This is a genomic window from Cytobacillus sp. MT66 (assembly GCF_058792595.1).
Genome location: NZ_JBXAFB010000014.1, coordinates 1 through 21,876, shown reverse-complemented (window position 1 = coordinate 21,876; position 21,876 = coordinate 1). Strand labels below are relative to the sequence as shown.

Sequence of the window (21,876 nt, the reverse complement as noted above, 5' to 3'; positions counted from 1 at the left end):
GCATGCTTTAGTTTTCCACCGTTAATTTAACATTGACTTTATTGCTCTAATTACCCTATCCTGCTCTTCTAACGTCATATTGGATCCTGAAGGCAGACATAGTCCGTTTGTATATAAATCGGATGAAATACATTTCCCCGGTTCATGGGAATAATATTTGACCCCTTCAAACACCGGCTGCAAATGCAGAGGCTTCCAAACTGGCCGTGCTTCAATTTCTTCCTCAGCCAGTTTATTAATGATATCCATAGGAGTTATTCCTAGCATATTTTGATCGATTGTCAGCGCTGTCAGCCAGCGGTTCGACCTAGTTCCTGGCAATTCCGGCATAAATTCAAGTCCGTCTATTCCACTTAATGCTTCTGCATACTGGTTAAATATTGCCCTCCTAGCATTGACCCGATCGTCCAGGACTTCTAACTGGGCACGGCCAACCCCTGCTAGGATGTTGCTCATACGGTAATTAAATCCGACTTGGCTATGCTGATAATGCAGAGCGGGATCGCGCGCCTGTGTGGCTAAAAATCTTGACCTTCTCAACGCCTCCTCATCATTTGAAACTAGCATTCCGCCGCCAGATGTTGTGATGATCTTATTTCCGTTAAAAGAATAGATGCCAAACTTCCCAAACGTTCCACTTTTTTTTCCTTTATAGACAGAACCCAATGACTCAGCAGCATCCTCAATAATCGGTACTTCATAATGATTACATATGGATACAATCTCATCCATTTTTGCGCTCTGTCCATAAAGATTGACGACAATTACTGCTTTTGGCAGTCTGCCTATTATTGCTGCTTCTTTCAATGCCGTTTCCAGAGCCTGCGGAGACATATTCCACGTGTCAGGTTCCGAGTCAATAAAGACGGGTTCAGCTCCTTGGTAAAGTATTGGATTGGCGCTTGCTACAAAGGTTAAAGTTGAGCAAAACACTTGGTCGCCCTTTCCCGCCTTTAACAGCTCAAGCGCCAGATGGATGGCCGCGGTACCGGAACTTACAGCCGCTGCCCCCCTCATACCAACATAGGCAGCGAGTTCTTCTTCAAACGCATTCACGTTCGGGCCTAATGGGGCAATCCAATTTGTCTCAAAAGCATCATTAATGTATAATCGCTCACGTCCACTCATATGGGGAGAGGAAAGAAATATTCTTTTTTGTTTAATCGCTTTTTGCGCCATTAAGAGTCACACCCTAACTTTTTTAATTGTTCTTGCTGGTGTACCCGCTACTGTCACGAGATCATTTACATGCCGAATGACTGTTGCCCCAGCACCAACTGTACTCCAACTGCCAATTTGAATTCCCGGAATCACCGAAGCGCCTGCACCAATCTGTGTACCCTCCCCAATCACAACCCCGCCAGTTAAAACAGCTTTGGGAGAGACATGGACATAGTCACCGAGAATCGTGTCATGTTCAATCACAGCTCCTGTGTTTAAAATCCCATGATTCCCAACAACAGCGGAGGCATTAACTACACAATAAGGCATAATCACCGTACCATTTCCGATCTTTGCTGAGGGACTGATCACAGCCGTTGGATGTGCAAGAACCGCATAACGTTCCAAAGGCAGCGAGAGCTCTACAGTGATTTTTTTACGAATCTGATTTTGACCAATAGCAACCAGAAAACTCATATTCTTATCTTCTATTGCAAGCTCCTTTGCTAAGGAGACAGGCCCATAAATAATTCCATTCTTCTCTTCTCGGCAAGTTAATTTGTCATCCAGCCAGGCAGCTATTTGATATTCATTCGATGAAAAAACGATTTCTTTAATCACTTTGCTGTGCCCGCCCTGGCCAATTAAACATAAATTTCTCATAGATTCATCTCCCGCTTGGAGGACTTGCCGAATTTTTCCACCGTGGCAGAGCCCTGTTGACTAACTCCTTCAGATCTGACCACTTTAATAAACGTCATAAAAAGGATTTTCATATCTAGCCAAAAGGATTGATGGTCTACATACCAGACATCTAATGCAAACTTTTCCTCCCACGAAATGGCATTCCGCCCATTCACTTGAGCCCAGCCGGTAATGCCTGGACGGACATCATGACGCCTCGCCTGTTCCTCGGTATAGAGTTCTAAGTATTCCATTAATAACGGACGGGGGCCGACTAAACTTAAATCCCCTTTTAATACATTTACCAGCTGCGGCAGCTCATCCAAACTCCATTTCCGCAGCAGCTGGCCGAATGGCGTCAGACGCAGATGGTCTGGAAACAATTCTCCGCAGGAATCACGATGATCTGTCATCGTACGAAATTTATAAACGTAAAAAGGCTTGCTATGCAAGCCCGGACGCTGCTGTTTAAAAATGACTGGGGAACCTAGCTTGAAGCGAACCAAAATGGCAACGAATCCAATAATAGGGCAAAACAAAATCAATCCAATGAGAGCGCATGTAACATCAAATAATCGTTTCATGAGCTCATTCCCTTTAAATCACGGAGCATAACTTTCTCCAATTCCTCGGATAGAATATTCCAGTTGTGCTCCTTTTCTACATAAATACGGGCATTCTTTCCTAATAAACGAAGCTCATCCTTTGAAGTACTTCCCAATACTTTTGCTAAATTGGCTGAAAAGTTGCTTTTTATCACAAATCCACCACCTGCTTTTTCGACCGGAGTCCCTTCCAAATTGCAAAGGACTGCAACCGGCAAGGAAGCCGCCATATAGTCGTAAAGCTTGTTGGGGCTGATTCCCCATTTAAAGACAGGAGAATCCTTCAAGGGCAATAGGCCAATATCACACTGTGTGAGCAAAGACGGAATATACTCTTTAGGCAACGGGTTTATAAAATCAACATTTTCAATCGATTCTGCTTGTTTTCTATCTATTAATCTTTTCTTTTCTGGTCCATTGCCAACAAAGAGAAACTGGACAGGTACCTTTGACTTTTTCAACAGGTTGGCCGCATCCAAAATCGCATCAAGGTTATTCGCATTTCCATGACTCCCGGCGTAAACCGCAAGAATCCGGTCGTGGTTCTTTGCCAATATATTCTTAATTTCACCTGGTAATTCTTTTTTGTTTTCCATTCGTTTAAAATCAATGCCATTTGGTAAATACAGAACCTTCTGCTGGTCAATGCCTTGGTTTGTGACATAGCCGACAGCTTTATCAAATAAGACGATAATCCTCTTTGATTTTCTGTACAGAAACTTTTCCAGTGAAGCCAAAATACCAATAACCGGATTTCTCTTAGTTATTTTTCCTAAGTCAATTAACGTTTGCGGCCATAGATCCCGTTCCTCAAAATAGAAAATAGATCGCTTCTTTTTCGCGATTCTATAGCCAACATAGGCAGCAAGCGGATGGACCAGAGAGCCGATAACGATATCCGGCTTCTGGTCCATTTCTTTGGCAATGTTATAGGCGCGTTTGCTGTAAGAAAGCATATTGAAAACTCGATGAACATCATTACGTTCGTATGGAGTCGTTTTAATCCAAATAAACTGAATTCCATCATATTTTTTCTTGATATACAGGTTACTGCTATTTTCCAAGTGCTCCTCTTTTAATGTTTGGTAATTAAAGGATGAAGCGAAAATGGTTACCGAGTGCCCTTTTGCGATAAGCTGCTTCGCCAAATCATAATGTCTGGTCCCGCCGCTTGATCCTGGTCCAAGTGCATAATGATTGAAAATCCAGATATTCACATTAAAACCTCATTTCTGAATGATTAGTCATTGTTCTTTTGTCAAATAACCCTCTATATGCTTCAATCAGATTTTGACTTTCGGTTTCCCAGTTATATTCTGTTTCTGCTGCTCTGCGGCCATTTCTTCCCATCCTCTTTGCTTCTTCCTGATTTTCATAAAGGAATTGAATCGCATGGGCAATTTCGTCCACGTCACTCGGATTTACACAAATACCACAATGATGCTTTTCAACAATTTCGCGCCACAACGGAAAATTCGAACAAATAACCGGTATGCCTGCTGACATATATTCGAACATTTTTACAGGCAGAGAATATTTAAAGGCATCATTTTCTTCCAGCACCACTAGACCTGCCAAAGAATGATTCAGCAGATCACGCACTTCATTTTTATCTAAAAACCCTAAGTATCTAACCTGACCAGCCTCATTATGCCCGAACATTTCTTTATCCTTTTGGCTGAAAAATCTCCCGGCCAAATATAATCTGCACCCGGTAGATTGAATCGCTTCATGCATGGCCGGTAATCCTCTATCTGCAGATAAGCCGCCAATATAGCATACATACGGCTCCTCTGACAGTTTCGTATTTAAAGGATTCAACTCCCAATCCATTCGCGGATAATTTTTAATCGTAAGATTTCTATTATTATAGTTTTTAAATTTATGACTGATATGCGGGGTTGCACAGATAACCAGATCAAATAGTCTTGATGCATTTTTTTCTCCAACATGAATGAAGATGGAAACTAGCTTTTTGATAGAATTAGGTATATATGGCTTTCGATAAATCTGCAAAGGTAAATCTTCATGCACATCATAGATGACCTTTTTTCCTTTAAGCTTTAGCAGAATGCCAATGGGGATTAACTCAGGATCATGGAAATGATAGATATCCGCGTCAATCTTTTTTGCCTTTTTATACACTGCACCTACAGTCCTCGTCATTCTACTAAAACGATTCCCTTGTGTTTTTGAGATTCCATGTATAAATACACCATTCACCTGTTCAGTTGGAGCATTGGGTGCAACCAGGTGAACTTCATTACCCGCTGCCGCAAGAGATTGACACTCTTTCACAAATATTCGTACATCATTATAAGAATGAACTGAAGTGATGTGACATACTTTCATATATTTCCCCTTTGTGTAACCAATAGTATTAAAAACTAGCTTTGTTATTCTTTCTGAAGCCTCCCCTGATTTCTACAAAACGGAGCAATAGAAGCAACTGCTAAAAAGGTAAACAACATCCTATTATCATTGATATCTCCCGATACAAGAGCATTTAGGAGGGTAAATAAGATGCCGACCAATACGGTAAACTGGATATTCATGTTTTTACTTTCTGTACCGCCATAATTGATTGTTATTCTATAAATGGAGGTAAGCAGCAAAGCAAGGAACAGTAAAAAGCCGATCAGGCCTAACTCAGATAAAAGTTCCAGAAAAATGTTATGGGGGTAATCCCTCTTATCTATAGAAGAAAACGATAGCGGAAAACTGCCGATACCATCTCCTAAAACCACGTTATGGTTAAACATTTCCATTGCCGTATAATATCTTTCTATTCTCGCATTAGCAGAGCTCCCGCCATTTTGCTCCGTAAATAAAACTTCTAATCTGCTAATGGTCGTTTTAAAGCCACCCGATTCCAAAATAAACGAACCCACACTAAAAATTAAAAATGCTAAAAGGAATACATATTTAGTGTTTTTAGAATAAAATATCGTTCCCTTTTTATAGCGGACGGAACTAAAAGTCATAAGCAGAAAAATGACAAAAAAGGCAATGAGCGGCATTCTAGCCCCAGTTGCCATCAGCGCAAACACATTAATAAACAAACTGATCAATGAAAGAAGTTTATTTTCTCCGTAAAAGTAATTAATGATTAGTAAAGTTGCACCCAACCCGCTTAACCTGGCAGCACCTAGATAATTATCTCCAGAAAGTGCGATAAAACCAGTTGGGGAACTGTTTGTCATAAATAAATAGATCGTCATGAGAGATCCAGCTGTAGAGACCAATACCATAGATAATAAAAACCTTTTTACAGATTCCTTATTATTTATCAATAAGAGGCCGCCGAGAAAAGCCCAGCCAGTAATGAACATAAATCTTAACGTCTTGTCGATTGAATAGACTAAGCTATTGGTCCAAAACATGCTTCCCAATAATACACCGACCAAGCAAGAAAATAACACGAGAGGAACAAAGGCACTTTTGCTTACTTTTGGTGATTGGATAAATCTCTTTATAAATACCAAGAAAGATAACGCGAGAAAGAATATTGTTAAATCAATAGGTAACTGTAGCCCAGCTTTAAAATAACCACTTACCAGAAACAATACAAAAAACATTTCGCCGCAAAGCAAAACTTTTATTCTTTTTATCAAATACATCATCCTCAAAATTTCATTAATGATTCCCTAGAGTTTCGTATTGATCTTCTGGATATTTACGTTTGAGTTCCCTATAAATCAAAATGTATAAAATGATATAACAAAAGCCCATTACACCGCCGTACATTCCTAATGCAGCATAAAAGGCAACTTTAAAAAGACTTATACTTAAAAATAAAAGAATGATTAATAAAAACCTGAAAACGTCCCACAGAAGCTGGTAAGTTTGTTTGTTAAGAATATTTAATGTCTGGGATAAGGGGCTGACTACGAATTGTATTAGAAACATAAAGGATAAGATCTGGATAATCTCTCCTGCACCAGACCAATTCTCACCAAAGATAAAGCCAATAACTGCTTCTCCTAAAAAAAATAAAAGAGAAATAGGGATTGCCCCTAAAATAAATAGCTTCTTACTAGTTCCAAGGAACAGTTTCAATATCTTTTCTTTCTCTTTTTTTTGAAATAAGGCCGCCGCTTCACTATAATATACTTGGGCTATGGCTGTGCTGATCAGCAATAGCGGCGAAATGATTAATCTTTGTGACAATGCAAAAAGTCCAACTGAAGCAGACCCATAGATTCCTCCCAGTATAATCGGAACTAATTGCAGGGAGCTGCTATTAATAAAAGAAGCAATGCTGGTTACAAGCGGATATTTTTTATACTCAATTGCTGCTTTTCTGATATTTTCTAGGGTAATATTTCCCTTGTTTTTCTTTATGAACTCATGCATGGACTTATAAATATTTGTTGCTCCAAAACTTCTGCCTAAAATATCACCGATTAATAAACTAAAAGAATTGGATTTAAGCATCCCAAAACCAATCTGAGAAAAAGACATGACAGCACTTTTGCTCATTCTTGAAAACGCCAAAGGTTTATACAATTTGAACCTAATAGCAAAGTAGCTGGAAATATTGTATAAACCGTCCCCGAACAAGGCCAAGGGGATTAACCAATAGAAAAACTTAAAGTCAAAGGCTGTTTTAGGCAGATTAGACAGCAAAAACACTATCAAGAAATAAATCGCGTTTGTACATAGCAACATTAGCAGACATAAAACCAATATATTCGCAACTTTGGTTTCGTTAGCTTCTAATGGGATGGTCATTTCATATTTTAATGATGAAAAAACATTAAAAATAGCAATTAAAGAGATAAAAATAGCTAATTGACCAAAAGAATCCGGACTATAAATCCTTGTAATAATGGGAGAGGTGACAATTAGCAATAATTGTGCACCTATATTCCCGCCTACAAGGGTTGCAATGCTTTTCCAAAATGAATTTACTGAAAATAACTTTCCTAACCGAGTATTCAAATCTTTTCTCCGCCTATAATTTTTTAAGAGAATGGTGCATTTTAAAGACTGAAGACCGTCCCTTTTACATCCTTAACAAACGTATTTCGTGTATCAAAGACTAGCTTAGCTTTTTCAACAATCAACTCATAATCAAAAGCACTATGATTTGTTGTAATCAACACTAGATCAGCATCAGAGAGATCCACGTCAGCTAAGTCAAAAGATTTTACTCTCTCTCCATTCAGCCTAAACTCCTTAACAAGCGGATCGACAGCTGTCCATTCTGCACCCGCAGATGTTAGCTTATCAAGGATCGGCAATACCGGTGATTCTCGGTAGTCATCGATATCTTTTTTATAAGCAACACCAAGGACAAGAATTTTCGAATGCTTAAGGGCTTTACCTTGATTATTTAAAATTTCGGCGCAGCGCCCAACAACAAAATCGGGCATGCTGTCATTGATTTCTCCAGCGGTTTCAATTAGCCTTGTGTGATAATTGTATTCTCGGGCTTTCCATGTGAGATACCATGGATCAATTGGAATACAATGCCCGCCAAGACCTGGTCCTGGATAAAATGGCATAAACCCATATGGCTTTGTTGCTGCTGCATCAATAACCTCCCAGACATCGATACCCATTTTATTACAAAGAATAGCCATTTCGTTTGCTAGGGCAATATTGATATGACGAAATGTGTTTTCAAGTATTTTCTCCATCTCGGCTACGGCAGGACTTGATACTTCATGTACTTCACCTTCTAAAACAGATCGGTACATTGCTGCTGCCACTTTGGTGCAAATCGGTGTAATGCCGCCGACTACTTTAGGCGTATTTTTTGTTTTAAAGAGCTTATTTCCTGGATCTACCCTCTCTGGTGAATATGCAAGGAAAAAGTCTTCTCCGCAAACAAGACCAGACCCTTCCAAAATCGGTCTGATCAATTCTTCTGTTGTCCCAGGATAGGTGGTACTTTCCAGGACGACCAATGTACCCTTCTTTATATGTTCGGCAATTGCTTTTGTCGAACTTTCTACATACTCCATATTCGGCTGCTTATAAATATCCAGCGGCGTTGGTACACAAATGGCAACGGCATCGACTTTATTGATAAATTGATAATCAGATGTTGCCACTAGCTTCCCCGCTGAAATTAAAGCTTGAAGATCAGCAGAAATGACATCTTCTATGTAATTTTGCCCTTTATTCACTGCTTCCACTTTTTTCTCTTGGACATCAAATCCAATCACTTCGTACCCGGCCTTGGCTTTTTCAACCGCAAGCGGCAAGCCGACATAACCAAGTCCGATTACTCCTATTGTAGCTGTTTTCTTCTTCAGCTTTTCAATCAGCTCTTCAGCCAGCCTATTTTCTTTTAGTTCGGTAATCATGCCAACACTCCCCTTTTCCATTCAATTGGTGAATTGTTTTTAGCAGATTCATAAAAAGCAAGGACCAATTCCAGCACTGTTTTACCATCCTCACCCGTTACTATCGGTTCCCTGTCTTCTTTCACAGCTTGAATGAAATCGGTTATAATACACTGATGACCGGGAATTCCCATGGATCGGATTTCACCTTTTCGATAATCGCTTCCGTTTCGGCTTCACCAAGCCCTTCAATATCTATGTGCTCAAAGTAAACGGCATTGCTTCCGCCTATTTTAACGGTGCCCTTTTCACCAAAAATCGTAATCGACTCTTCATAATTGCGAGGATAAACTGTTGTTGACGCTTCTACCGTTCCAAGTGCCCCTGATTCAAAACAAATAACCCCTACCGAAACATCTTCTGCTTCAATCTTTCTAAATCTTGTTGCCTCCATGCTAAAAATTTGCTTTGGCTGACCCATGAACAACAAAAATAAATCCAGATTATGAATCGCCTGATTCATTAATACGCCGCCGTCATATTGCTTCGTTCCCCGCCATAAAGATTGGTCGTAGTATTCCTGACTTCGATTCCAATTAACTTTGGCACTGGCATGGCTGATTTTCCCCAGCATTTCTGCATCCATAATTTTTTGTAATTCCATCACCACCGGACGGAAACGGTTAGGGTGGACAACTGTCATCTTCACATTATTTTCTTTAACAGCCAGAAGGATACGGTCTGTCTCTTCCAATGTCATTGCAATCGGCTTTTCAAGGATAATATGTTTCTTTGCCGCTGCAGCCTGAACTGCAATCGGTTCGTGTAAACCACTCGGTGTACAGATACAAACAGCATCAATCTCACCTGCTTTAAGCATTGTATCAATATCTGTAAATGCCTTTACTCCGTATTGTTCTACATAGGGTTCCATCGCTGACTCAACTTTGTCGCATACAGCGATCAATTTTGCCTCTGGAATTTGGCTGATTGCTTCTGCGTGTTTTTTCGCTATAAAACCACAGCCTATGATTGCAAAGTTCATTATTGAATTCCTCCATAACACTCACTCTCTTGATGGTCGGAAAGCGTATTTACTTCCCAGCAACAGACAGCTGTTTTCCTTTGTTGTTAACCAATTTTAGTACATAGTCCTTTAGTTCATGCTCATTAAACACATTCAAGTTTTGAATAAGGTTTGAGACCATTTCATAATTGCTAAGTGAAGACTTGCCAACAAGAATCTTCGGATAAACGGGTACATCATCAACTTCATTTTCATTTAATAGCTCTTCAAACATTTTTTCACCTGGACGGATACCGGAAAATTTAATTTCGATTTCCTCCAGAGTGAATCCTGATAGTTTAATCAAGTTTTTTGCAAGGTCAACGATTTTAACCGGCTCTCCCATATCAAGGACGAAAACTTCACCGCCTTTTGCGAGTGATCCAGCCTGAATAACAAGCCGAGATGCTTCAGGAATAGTCATAAAGTAGCGTGTCATGTCGGGATGAGTCACAGTAACAGGACCGCCATGTTTAATTTGTTTTTTAAACAGAGGAATGACACTGCCCCTGCTTGCAAGAACATTTCCGAAACGAACAGCCACGAACTTTGTTTTGCTCTGCTCGTTGAGCTGCTGGATAATCATTTCTGCTATCCTTTTTGTCGCCCCCATCACATTTGTTGGATTTACAGCTTTATCAGAAGAAATTAGCACAAATGTACTAACACCATACTTATCTGCTGCTTCAGCTACATTTTTCGTGCCAAACACATTATTTTTTACCGCTTCTTGCGGATTATATTCCATCAAAGGGACATGCTTATGAGCCGCAGCATGATAGATAACATCTGGTGTATGTCTTTCCACAACTTTCATTATCCGTTCCCGATCCTGAATATCACCAATGATTGGTACAATTTCTATCGAGTCTTCATATTTGTTACGAAGCTCCATGTCTATTTCATAAATGCTATTTTCCCCATGGCCAAGTAATACAATTTTCCGCGGTGAAAACTTACAAATTTGCCTGCAAACCTCAGAGCCGATAGAACCGCCAGCACCGGTTACTAACACAGTCTTGCAGGTGAGATATTTAGAAATACCTTCTATATCGAGCTGAACAGGCTCTCTTCCAAGCAAATCCTCGACCCCAACCTCGCGAAATTGATTGACGGATACTTTACCAAGCATGACATCTTCAATGTTTGGCATAATTTGTGTTTTTACCTTTGTCTTACTGCATTCGGCATAAATTCTGTTCATCACACGTTTTTTTAATGAGGGGATTGCAATGACGATAATATCAATCTTGTATTTTTCAACAGTCCTAACAATATCCTTCGTTGTCCCCACAACTGGAATACCCAGGATATGCAGTTTAAATTTCCCTGGATCATCGTCAATAAAAGCAACAGGATCTAAATGCAAATCCGGATTATTTTGTAATTGTCTTGCAACCAATGTTCCTGCCTGCCCCGCTCCAATTAAAAGGACTTTCTTCGTATCCCGCTTCGGTTTCAAGCAGTTATCACGATAAAGACGCCAGGAAAAGCGGGCACCTCCAATAAACAAAACCATAGCCATCCATGCAGTGAGTAAACTTCTTCCGTTAAAGCTCAGCCCTATTATCAGCTGTAGCCCCCCTGCAGACATAACAGCAAGTGTAACAGTTTGTAAAATGCTTCTTAACTCTATTACACTGGCATACTCCCATGACTTGTGGTAAAGGTGGAAGATTGAGGCAAAGATGTGATAGCAGCCAAGTAAGATGCATGTTTTTAGTACAATCTCTTCGTAAGAAATCTTTTCAATTAATGGATGAAACTGAATAATGCTAAAGATAACCGAAGTTAAGACTAGAAGAGAATCTAAGCTTGCCAAGAGAAATAACCGTTTTCGATAGCTCATCAATATCCTCCTCTTTACTAGGTTTTTCATCTGCAAACATGGAGTTGATAAACCTTCGAAAAGTGAATAAATTTTAATTTCGTTTCGTGGGCATCCAACCCGCCCTCACACCATACCACCGACAACATGTGTCTAAGGCTGCAAAAAAGTGGCATCCCACAGCATGATCGAGTGCCTCCATTGATAACGGATAGGAGGCATCTCCGTTTTAAAACATATTTAACACATAGATTTAGTAAGGATTAAATTCAATAAAAGCTTAAATAATGAACCCAAACTAAAAGATTCCAAGTACCTTCCTCTTTTTTATTGGCTGGGGCTCTTCCTTAAAAACGTTCATTCCTTTAATTAGTAATTCTGCGTTTTCTTTAAAAAGATAAACGATATCCTCCCCATATCGGGAATGGATCACATCAAACGCATCCGCCATATGAAAAGTACGATGAAACGTATTATGGGCATCCGATGCAATAAAGTGAACCAAATTAGCTTCCACTAACCGGTGAGAAAATTTCTTAATATTTTTCCCGAATACACCACAAATACTTGAAGCTGTCAGCTGAGCTAAAGCTCCCCTTTTAATTAATTGATAAAGAATTTCCGGCTGTTCCATGATTCCCCTGTTCCTTTCTGGGTGAACGATAATCGGAATCATTCCTCTATTTTGCATTTCAAACAAAACTTGGTGGGTATATCTTGGTACATGCCCAGCAGGAAGCTCAATAAAGATATATTGTGTCTGATTTAATGTCAGAATGTTTCCTAGCTGAACATTTTCAAGTATGTCACCGTGTAGGGCAGTTTCCTGACCTGGAAGGATGATAAGCTCAATTTTATTTTCATTAAGTGTTTCGTTTAGCTCACCTACCTTTTGAAGAACCACCTCCCTTGGGTTTTCATAGCAGGAATTTTTATGGTGGGGCGTAGCAATTATCGTATGGATCCCTTCCTTTACGGTCTCTCGTGCCATATCCAAACTATCCTCGATAGTCTTTGCCCCATCATCAAGCCCTGGAAGAATATGACTATGAATATCAATCATGAGACGTCATCTCCTTCCATATGTATTATTGGTTTGGCATCAAGTTCCATAGTAGTAATAATGATCAGTCTTCTTGGACTTTTTATGGTTAAGGATCGCTCCTAAAAGTTTCCCCTTTGCAGACAAAAGAAGCTCTTTTGTCTTTTGCACATGTTCAATCTCGGTTTTCCCACTAAATAAGACTAAAAGAACTCCATCACAAATATTAGCAAGTATTTGTGCATCAGTTACCGCAAGTGTAGGTGGAGTATCGAAAATAATAATATCAAATTCCTCTTTCACCTCTTCAAGGAGCTCTTTCATTCTATTTGATCCTAAAAGCTCAGCGGGATTCGGAGGAATGGGCCCGCTTGTTAAGACGGATAAATGGTCGATCTCCGTGGAAGTCATTGCTTCTTTTAATGATTTCACCTTCGTCAGTACACTTGTTAGCCCATGATTATTAGTGGCGTTAAATGTATAGTGAACAGTTGGTTTTCGTAAATCTGCATCTACAAGCAGCACGCGTTTTTCCTGTTGAGCAAATACGACAGCCATATTTGCTGCAGTAGTCGATTTTCCCTCACCTGAACCGGCAGATGTCACCATAATCGATTTAATTTCTTGATCTACGGATGAAAATTGAATATTAGTTCTTATCGTTCGGTACTGTTCAGATATAGGTGACCGCGGGTCAACAGCTGTGACAAGTTTCCTGCTATTTGAATTCTTTTTCTTTTTAAGAGCCAACTGTTTCACCTCTTGTTTCTAGATTATTTACTTTTCGCTTTGATTTCTTTTGCATCTTGGAATCTTCAATAATTGAAACCACACCCAAAATAGGCACTTCTAGTATTTTCTCGATGTCTTTTTCACTCTTGATCGTGTTATCAAAATACTCAAGCAAAAACGCAAGACCTATCCCAAGCATTAAACCTAAAACCAGCGCAATCACCATATTTAACATTGGCTGGGGTTTTATTGGTGCTGCTCCTTCCGCAACATCAGCCTTTGCAAGAATACTAACATTATCGACATTCATAATATCTGAGATTTTCTGTTGAAACACAGTTGCTGTAGTATTTGCAATTTTCGCTGCCGTTTCGGGATCATCATTATGGACAGAAATATTTACAACCTGTGAATCTTTTTCGCTCCCTACGAAGATTTTTTCATTCAGCTGACTGACCGATATGTTTAAATCCAATTCTTTGATTACTTCGTCTAGGATAACCGGACTTTTTATAATGACATTATAGGTATTGATCAGCTGAAGATTAGTTTGAACATCGGCGGTACTGTAATTCACCTGCTCAGCTTTTGCCTGATTTACGAGAATTTGGGTAGACGCCTGAAAAATTGGTGTTAAAAAGTAATAGCTGACAAAACCGCTAACCGCTACAGCTGCTATCATGATTAAGAGTATTAATTTTATTCGCTTCTTTATGGTTGCAAATACCTCTTTTAAACTAATCGTCTCTTCCATAATGCCTCCATTTTTTTGTTATTCTTGTTACAAAACTTACAGGGCAACTTGCAAAAAAACTTGGTAAATACATCCCTCTTTAATCTAAACGCAATCATATTAGATTAAAAGTGAATATGGGATTATTTCCTGTAATTGGGTATTTAATGGAAAACCAAAACTTAAGAGTTTAGTAACGGTCTTTATTAAGCTTACGTAAATCGTTCAAATTATCCCCAGCAAAAGGACCTGTCAGCGATTATATACTGTTTTATTAGTGAATTATCGACTACCAAATTGGAATAAAAAGGTAAATAAAAACAACGTTTAGTCTCCTTACAAATACCAGAAAAAATAAAGGCTGTTTTACTTTTTTAAAGATAACCAATTTTGTAATAAAAATGTTATGATACTTAGGTATAAAAACACTTACTAAATTTACCTCTAACGAACCATTTTTTGTAAATTTATTTATTACCCAAAAATAAAACATCCGAAAACCCTTAATCAAAGGCTTTCGGATGTTATAGGATTTTAATCATACTGGAAATATCATTTCTATTGTCGTTCCGTTGCAATCGCTATGCAAATGGAATTCTCCGTTATGGTTTTCAATGATCTGCTTTGAAATCATTAGTCCAAGCCCAGTTCCATTTTCCTTGGTTGTAAAAAACGGTTCTCCAATCCTTTTTAAAATATGCAGCGGGATCCCTGCACCTGTATCTTTAAATGTGATCTTGATTTTTCCTGTTACATAATCGCTCACTTGAACGGTGATTGTCCCGCCCTTAGACATTGCCTCAATACTATTTTTAAACAGGTTTATAAATACTTGCTTTATTTGGTTTTCATCACAGATAATTTCTGTTAAGTGACCGCGATATTCTGTCAGGATTTCAATGTTATTCATGATTGCCTGGGTATCCAACAGTGTTTTTACCTGTCCGATTAACCCTTCTAAATTAACCTTTTTCACCTTCATCTCCTGCGGCTTTGCTAAGGTTAAAAGCTCAGAAAGAATCAGCTCAATCCGATTGATTTCAGAACCGATAATATCAAAATACGGTTTATTTTCATTCGAGTTTTCATCCATTAATTGAAGGAAGCCTTTTATTGCGGTCAACGGATTGCGCACTTCATGGGCAATGCCAGCCGCCAGCTGACCTGCCACAGATAGTTTTTCAGAGCGCAATAAGAGCTCCTGCGTTTGCTTTTTTTCAGCGATATCCCGAATGATGAGGTGTGATGCCTGGACATTATCATGAATGGTTGGCATCCCTTTAACTTCCGCATCGAATGCTTCCCCATCCACTCTAAGAAACTTTTTTTCCATAAAGGGAACAGTTTGTCCAGCATTTAATTGCTTTATTCGGTTTTGAAACTTATTAATATAGTCAGGATGCAGCAGGTCAAAGATTTCTCTTCCGATTAATTCATCTTTATTCGATGCTCCAAAAAGCTCCATTCCTGTATCATTGATATAAATGATCTCAGCATCCTTGATAATGACAACTGCATCTGGCGAATGTTCTACTAGGTTTCTATAGCGCTCTTCTTGTCTGATAATCTCTTCTTCGGATAATTTCCTCTGTGTGATATCTCTTACAATACTGACAATCTCTTTTACCTTTTTTGTTTCCTTATCAAAAATTGGTTTGCTGAGTGCTTCAATCCAGACAAAACCACCGTCTTTTTTATGCAATCTGTATGTATCCAGACCTATCTCTTTACCGCCGGCTGCAGTTTTAATATGGCTGCGGGCTTTACCCAGGTCATCTTGATGGATAAGGTCTAAAGTATAGGATCCCACTAATTCTTCTTGAGTAAAGCCAACAATATTCCTGCATGTCTGCGAAACATAAAGAATTTTCCCATCAGAACCTGTCAAAACAACAATGTCCAAGCTATTGTCAATTAAGACATTATACATCTGAGAAAGCTTTCTGTGCTCTTCACTTTTACGTTTAATTTCGGTAATATCCTTTGCAATACAATAGACACCGATTATTTCATCATTTACGCTGATAGGTACATTTGTAAGATTGACATCAATATATCTTCCATTCCTATGCTTTAATTGGCAGTCATAGTTTCGGATTTCCCCTTGAAGTGCCTTATGAAAGAGATGATTGGCCTTATCATAAAATTCAGCCTGTATTAAATGCTGATAAGACAGTTTGGTTATTTCATCCCGGGGATACCCCGTCATTTCCTCACAAGCGGGATTGGTGCTGACAAAGTAACCATGCAAATCCAATGTCAAAATAGCATCTGGATTGCTGTTAAAAAGAGTTTTGTAACTTTTATAATGTTCTCTTAAATAGTCCTCTAAAACTTTTCTCTTCTCCATAAAAAGTGCTGAACTGTCCATCTCTCTATATCAGTTCCTTTCAACATCTATATTAAAAAAAGCCGAAATAGAATCCCCTTCTATTTCGGCTTACAGTTAGCCCTATTGTCAAGTTCGTATCTACCTTTTATTTATAAGGGTAAGTATGAGAACAATGGTCCTTTTATCAAGCTTTAAGTCCCAATTAATATATATATATTACTTCACAGTTTCATTTTAGGATTGGTTCCAAATTTAGTCAATCCTTTATAAGATAAAGGCGCAACTTTCATTCATTCAAAATCATTTTATTTCTTTTTACAGAAATTTTCAACATTTTCCAAAGTTTATTATACCTTTTTGTAAAATAAAACGTTACACAATCACATACCGATTAATAGGCCTGCCTATTCCTCCATATTCGATGTGGATTTTGACTGACCCTGTCTGTTCCATGTATTCGAGGTATCTTCTGGCGGTGACCCGGGCAATTCCAATTCCTTCAGCAACTTGTTCGGCTGATATAGCTTCTTTTTGTTCTTTTAAGAAGGCAGCCACCTTTTCAAGGGTATGTGCGTTCAGCCCTTTCGGAAGCTGCTTTTTCTCTTCTATGCTACCCTGAAAAATAATGGCATCCAATTCCTGCTGGGATATTGTTTCTTTATCCTGAAGCTTAAGATAATAGTCTCGATAATTGGCCAGCGCCTTTTTGATCCGGTCGGCTTTAAATGGCTTCATTATATAGTCGATGGCGCCAAGCTGCCGAATTCTCCGGACCGTTTCAATGTCACTGGCAGCAGTTATAGCTATAACATCTGTAGAATGGCCTTCTGCACGTATTTGCGCAATCGTTTCCAGCCCATTTTTGTTTGGCATGTAGATATCCACCAATGCCAAGTCAGGCTTTTCTTTATGTATCATTTTCATTCCTTCACTTCCATTTGAAGCAACACCGGCAACTTCAAACCCTTCGACTTGTTCAACAAACTGCCTATTAATTTCCAGAACCATGGGATCATCTTCAATTAGCAGTACCCGAATGACTGGATCCTTCATTTTTCAAGCCTCCCCTTCGTTTTTGAAAACAATCGTAAAGGTGGTACCCTTGCCAGGAACAGATTCAACCTCAATATGACCATTAGCCTTTTCAACCGTTTCCTTGATTAAGTAAAGCCCAATTCCCCGATTAATATTTCCTTTAGTCGAAAATCCCTCGGTAAAAATATGCGATTGAATTTCTTCAGGAATCCCTTTCCCATTATCCTCAACAAGAATGGACAAATAGGCGTCATGCTGATCAATGCCTAGATATACTTCCTTCTCATCCCGCTCCAGATCTTTAAAAGCATCAAAAGCATTTTCTAGAAGATTCCCTAAAATAATGACGAAATCATGCTCGTCCAGCGGATATGGATAGGAAGATAATCTGCTGTTCCTGTCAATGTGAAGAGCAATTCCTAATTCCCTTGCCCGGCTGACCTTGCTTAATAGCAATCCAGACAGGCTTTCACTTTTTATATTTTTAGATAAAAATTGCATGAGCTCCTCATGCTCTTCCGTGGTTTCAAATAAATACTCAAGTGCCCGATCTTTACGGCCAAGCTGCAGCAGACCGGCAATGGTGTGAAGCTTGTTCATGTGTTCATGGTTCTGCACTCTTAAAGCACTCACAAATGCCTTCACGCCTGTAAGCTCCTCAGCCAGCTTTTTCACTTCCGTCCGGTCCTGGAAAATGGCAACCGCACCGACAATTTCCCCATTTTCTCTAACCGGAATTCGATTGCTCATAATATGCTGATTGCGAACAGTCAGTTCTTTATTATAAACGGGCCTTTTAAGATAAAGGATTTCAGGAAGCCTAGTATCCGGAATAACCGATTCAATTTTCTTCCCAATAACCTCTCCTTTAACACCCATGATCTCTCTTGCTTTCACATTGAAAATCGTAATTCGTTCATCCCTGTCAATCGCAATAATCCCTTCATGCATCGCATTGAAGGTTTCCGTTTGTTCCAGGACCACCTTTGCAATTTCATGCGGCTCAAGATTAAACATTTCCTTTTTAATCCGCGATGCGAGCAGCCAAGCACCCCATCCGCCAAAGAACAGGGAAAAAGCTCCTGCCAAAAAAATCTCCGCCCGGATATTCCAAATCATTTCAAAAATTGATGGAAGGAGATAGCCAGTGAGCACTACACCCACCTGATGGTGTTCCTGGTTAATAATAGGGACAAAAGCACGAATAACCGTTCCTGCCTCTCCTTTGGCTTTCGTGGTATAGGTCAATTCTGCAAAAGCCGGCGCTTCATCACTTCCTGCAGATTTTTTTCCAATCAATTGGGGGACAGGGTGGGATAGCCTGATATGATTCATATCCATCACCACAATATAATCAGCATGATGGATCACTCGAATCGTTTCCATGCGATCATTAATTTTCCCCTGTTCCTCTTTTCCGCTCGTTAAAGCGGAGTGAATGTCGGGCAGCTCTGCCACGGTTTGAGCAGTCAAAAGCGCCCGCTGCTTTAAGTCCTCTTCTTTTGCATCTATAATATTACTGATAATAACAATCCCAGCTAATAAAAGAGAGAATCCCACAATAAAAAAGATTAACGCCATAATTTTAGTTTGAATGGAAAGTCGATTCACAATGGGGTATTCCTTTCTCCTAGTTGATAATTCTAGTTTACCATGGAAAATATCATTGGAAAGTTGTGTGTAATAATGAAGTATTTAATTGGGACAAGCATTCTTTTTATAACGATAACCTTGTATATCCTTTTTAATCCCTTTGATCAAAAAAATCAGCTAAGCTATGATGATGAACAAGAAGGGATCACTCAGCAAATTGTTATTCAATTTAGCCACGTGGTTGCGGAAAATACACCTAAAGGGCTGGCTGCACAAAAGTTCGCCCAATTAATTTCTGAAAAAACAAATGGATTAGTAAAAGTTGAAATTTTTCCGAACGGCACGCTTTTTACAGACGAGGAGGAACTAGATGCACTTAGGGATAACAAGGTGCAGATGATTGCTCCCTCAGTTTCGAAAATGACCAAGCTTGCCCCAGAATGGGGATATTACGATCTGCCATTTTTATTTCATGACTATGATGAAATTAAAACCGCTCTGTCCAGTGATATTGGCAAAAAGCTTTTAAGCCTTCACGAAAGAGAAGGGATTCATGGACTTGCTCTTTGGAGCAATGGTTTTAAGCAAATGACCAGTAACATCAGGCCTTTGCACACACCTAAAGACTTTTCGGGCCAGCGTTTTCGGATTATGCCTAGTTTTATACTTGAGGAACAATTTAATCAGCTTAAAGCAGTGCCAGTGGTTGTTCCTTTTGACCAAATTTATACGTCACTTAAGGAAGATCAATTTGACGGACAGGAAAACACCATATCCAACATTTACTCAAGAAGATTATATGGCCTGCAGAACTATATGACCATCAGTGACCATGGGTTTTTAGGCTATGCAGTATTAATGAATAAGGAGTTTTGGGACAGACTTCCAAAGAATGTGCAGACAAGCTTTCAGGAAGCTATGGAAGAAACCACAGAATGGATGGTTGCCGAGTCTGAAAAAATGAACAAAGCTCAGCTAGAAAAAATTAAAGAGGAATCAAGCATCAATGTCTATGAACTTTCTGCAGAAGAAAGAGCGCAATGGCTAAAAGTGCTTCAGCCTGTCTATCAAACCTTTCTTCATTCTATTAAGAAAGATTTTATGAAGGAATATATGAAAAAGAAAATAGAAGAAATCGAGACGCTGTAAAGGGCGTCTTTTTTCACGACCAAAAAGACCAAAAAGACCATTAAAACCATAAATATTAATCTTTAAAATTATCAGTTAATATAAGATTAAAGATTGTTATATAAAAGGTTAATTTGAAAACGTTATCAATAAAGGGGTGTAGTATAACAGATGAAGCTGAAATTTAATTTTAAGAATCTCACCGTCCAAGTTATTATTGGTATCATCCTCGGTATTGCAATTGGCTTTTTGTTCCCTGAATTTGGAGCAAAATTAAAAGTGTTAGCGGATATTTTTATTAAATTAATTAAAATGGTGATTGCACCAATTATTTTCTTTACCGTTGTTATCGGAATTGGAAGTATGGGCGACTTAAAAAAGGTTGGCCGTATCGGCGGAAAGGCCTTACTCTACTTTGAAATTGTCACAACCTTTGCTTTAGCTATCGGACTAATTGTTGTGTCTATTATTAAACCAGGTCATGGATTTAATACATCTGCAGCAAACGGAGCCGATGTTTCCCAGTATACTAAGGCTGCTTCAGAGTCAAGCCATGGGTTTATGGATTTCATCCTTGGCATTGTTCCAGAAAATGCTCTTGCTGCATTAGCAGGCGGAGAATTACTGCCAATTTTATTCTTTGCCGTTTTATTCGGGATTGCTGCTGCATCACTGGGGGAAAAGGCTGCACCTGTAATCACATTGTTCCAAAAGCTTGCTGATATTTTCTTCAATATTGTTAATATGATTATGAAAATCTCGCCGATCGCTGCATTTGGAGCTATGGCCTATACAATTGGAAACTTTGGTATTGGATCTCTTATTTCACTTGGAAAATTGATGGGCTCTGTATATATTACAATGTTCCTATTCATTATCTTTATCCTTGGTACAATTGCTAAATTCTATGGATTTAATATTATTAAATTTATCAAATATATTAAAGAAGAAATTCTGCTTGTACTAGGAACTTCTTCTTCTGAATCAGCACTTCCATCCATGATGGACAAGCTTGAAAAGTACGGCTGTTCTAAATCAGTCGTTGGACTAGTTGTTCCAACAGGCTACTCCTTTAATCTCGATGGAACATCCATCTATCTATCAATGGCCACCGTGTTTATCGCACAGGCATATGATGTTCATTTAACTATTTGGCAGCTCCTTACTCTATTAGGTGTATTAATGCTTACTTCTAAAGGTGCTGCGGGAGTCACTGGATCAGGCTTTATCACATTAGCTGCAACATTAGCTGCCTTCCCAATGATTCCGGTTGAGGGAATTGCCTTAATCCTAGGTGTAGACCGCTTCATGTCAGAAGCACGTGCGATCACAAACCTAATCGGAAATGGTGTTGCAACAGTAATTGTTTCAAAAACAGAAAAAGAATTCAATCCGTATCCAAAGCTTCAAAAAGAAGAACCAGCTGCTTCAGCTTCAAGCGGTTTATCTTCTGTGGATGCGATGGTTGATTACAAAGACTAACTTGTCTTTCAAAAAAAGGGGCTGTCCAGAAAGTAAGTTTCGATTAACTTTCTGGATCCCCCTTTTTTTATTTCTGGCTCACTGAAATTTGGCCGTTGATTTCCTCTCCAGGCGCTTCGCTTTCCGGGGGGCATTTTGCGAGCCTCCTCGTCGCTTGCG

At 39.1% G+C, this 21,876-nt stretch carries 17 protein-coding genes and 1 pseudogene; 2 read left to right on the top strand and 16 right to left on the bottom strand.

The features are described 5' to 3' along the window. Positions 1-21: 21 nt before the first annotated feature. The 16 genes and pseudogenes from AC1Q59_RS20140 to AC1Q59_RS20065 form a co-directional block, all read right to left on the bottom strand. The gene (locus AC1Q59_RS20140) at positions 22-1,179 is read right to left on the bottom strand and encodes a DegT/DnrJ/EryC1/StrS family aminotransferase (protein ID WP_492367652.1); all 1,158 of its coding nucleotides are present in this window, start codon (positions 1,177-1,179) and stop codon (positions 22-24) included. 6 nt (positions 1,180-1,185) lie between these two features. Further along, the gene (locus AC1Q59_RS20135) at positions 1,186-1,824 is read right to left on the bottom strand and encodes an acetyltransferase (RefSeq protein WP_492367651.1); all 639 of its coding nucleotides are present in this window, start codon (positions 1,822-1,824) and stop codon (positions 1,186-1,188) included. Then, entirely contained in the window at positions 1,821-2,429 is a 609-nt protein-coding gene (locus AC1Q59_RS20130) for a sugar transferase (RefSeq protein WP_492367650.1), read from the bottom strand. Before AC1Q59_RS20130 ends, AC1Q59_RS20135 begins: the two co-directional genes overlap by 4 nt. Then, the gene (locus AC1Q59_RS20125) at positions 2,426-3,667 is read right to left on the bottom strand and encodes a glycosyltransferase family 4 protein (protein WP_492367649.1); all 1,242 of its coding nucleotides are present in this window, start codon (positions 3,665-3,667) and stop codon (positions 2,426-2,428) included. The genes AC1Q59_RS20130 and AC1Q59_RS20125 overlap by 4 nt, the downstream gene beginning before the upstream one ends. A 1-nt stretch (position 3,668) precedes the next feature. Then, positions 3,669-4,802, bottom strand: coding sequence for a glycosyltransferase family 4 protein (locus tag AC1Q59_RS20120; RefSeq protein ID WP_492367648.1), 1,134 nt, complete (start codon positions 4,800-4,802; stop codon positions 3,669-3,671). Between the two features lie 44 nt (positions 4,803-4,846). Then, positions 4,847-6,064 carry an O-antigen ligase family protein gene (locus tag AC1Q59_RS20115; RefSeq protein ID WP_492367647.1) on the bottom strand — a complete coding sequence of 406 codons (1,218 nt, stop codon included), beginning with the start codon at positions 6,062-6,064 and terminating at the stop codon, positions 4,847-4,849. A 22-nt stretch (positions 6,065-6,086) separates the two neighbouring features. Beyond that, entirely contained in the window at positions 6,087-7,394 is a 1,308-nt protein-coding gene (locus AC1Q59_RS20110) for a lipopolysaccharide biosynthesis protein (RefSeq protein WP_492367646.1), read from the bottom strand. A 41-nt stretch (positions 7,395-7,435) separates the two neighbouring features. Continuing rightward, entirely contained in the window at positions 7,436-8,767 is a 1,332-nt protein-coding gene (locus AC1Q59_RS20105; RefSeq protein WP_492367645.1) for a nucleotide sugar dehydrogenase, read from the bottom strand. After that, positions 8,764-9,794, bottom strand: a pseudogene (locus AC1Q59_RS20100) (Gfo/Idh/MocA family protein). The gene AC1Q59_RS20105 and the pseudogene AC1Q59_RS20100 overlap by 4 nt, the downstream one beginning before the upstream one ends. 46 nt (positions 9,795-9,840) lie before the next feature. Then, positions 9,841-11,661, bottom strand: a complete 1,821-nt coding sequence (locus AC1Q59_RS20095; protein ID WP_492367644.1) for a polysaccharide biosynthesis protein — start codon at positions 11,659-11,661, stop codon at positions 9,841-9,843. A gap of 277 nt (positions 11,662-11,938) precedes the next feature. After that, a complete protein-coding gene (locus tag AC1Q59_RS20090; protein WP_492367643.1) occupies positions 11,939-12,703 on the bottom strand; it encodes a tyrosine-protein phosphatase in 765 nt (254 codons plus the stop codon). A gap of 39 nt (positions 12,704-12,742) precedes the next feature. Further along, on the bottom strand, positions 12,743-13,432 hold the full coding sequence (locus tag AC1Q59_RS20085; RefSeq protein WP_492367642.1) for a CpsD/CapB family tyrosine-protein kinase: 690 nt from the start codon (positions 13,430-13,432) through the stop codon (positions 12,743-12,745). Beyond that, entirely contained in the window at positions 13,422-14,168 is a 747-nt protein-coding gene (locus AC1Q59_RS20080) for a YveK family protein (RefSeq protein WP_492367641.1), read from the bottom strand. Before AC1Q59_RS20080 ends, AC1Q59_RS20085 begins: the two co-directional genes overlap by 11 nt. A gap of 517 nt (positions 14,169-14,685) precedes the next feature. Further along, positions 14,686-16,518 carry a PAS domain S-box protein gene (locus AC1Q59_RS20075; RefSeq protein ID WP_492367640.1) on the bottom strand — a complete coding sequence of 611 codons (1,833 nt, stop codon included), beginning with the start codon at positions 16,516-16,518 and terminating at the stop codon, positions 14,686-14,688. Positions 16,519-16,851: 333 nt separating this feature from the next. Continuing rightward, a complete protein-coding gene (locus AC1Q59_RS20070; RefSeq protein WP_492367639.1) occupies positions 16,852-17,532 on the bottom strand; it encodes a response regulator in 681 nt (226 codons plus the stop codon). A gap of 3 nt (positions 17,533-17,535) precedes the next feature. Next, complete coding sequence (locus tag AC1Q59_RS20065; RefSeq protein ID WP_492367638.1) at positions 17,536-19,125, bottom strand: ATP-binding protein; 1,590 nt, start codon at positions 19,123-19,125, stop codon at positions 17,536-17,538. A gap of 75 nt (positions 19,126-19,200) precedes the next feature. Here AC1Q59_RS20065 and AC1Q59_RS20060 point away from each other — a divergent pair, with 75 nt between their 5' ends. Beyond that, positions 19,201-20,256, top strand: a complete 1,056-nt coding sequence (locus AC1Q59_RS20060; protein WP_492367637.1) for a DctP family TRAP transporter solute-binding subunit — start codon at positions 19,201-19,203, stop codon at positions 20,254-20,256. A gap of 150 nt (positions 20,257-20,406) precedes the next feature. Continuing rightward, a complete protein-coding gene (locus tag AC1Q59_RS20055) occupies positions 20,407-21,717 on the top strand; it encodes a dicarboxylate/amino acid:cation symporter (RefSeq protein WP_492367636.1) in 1,311 nt (436 codons plus the stop codon). The last annotated feature ends 159 nt before the right edge of the window (positions 21,718-21,876 follow it).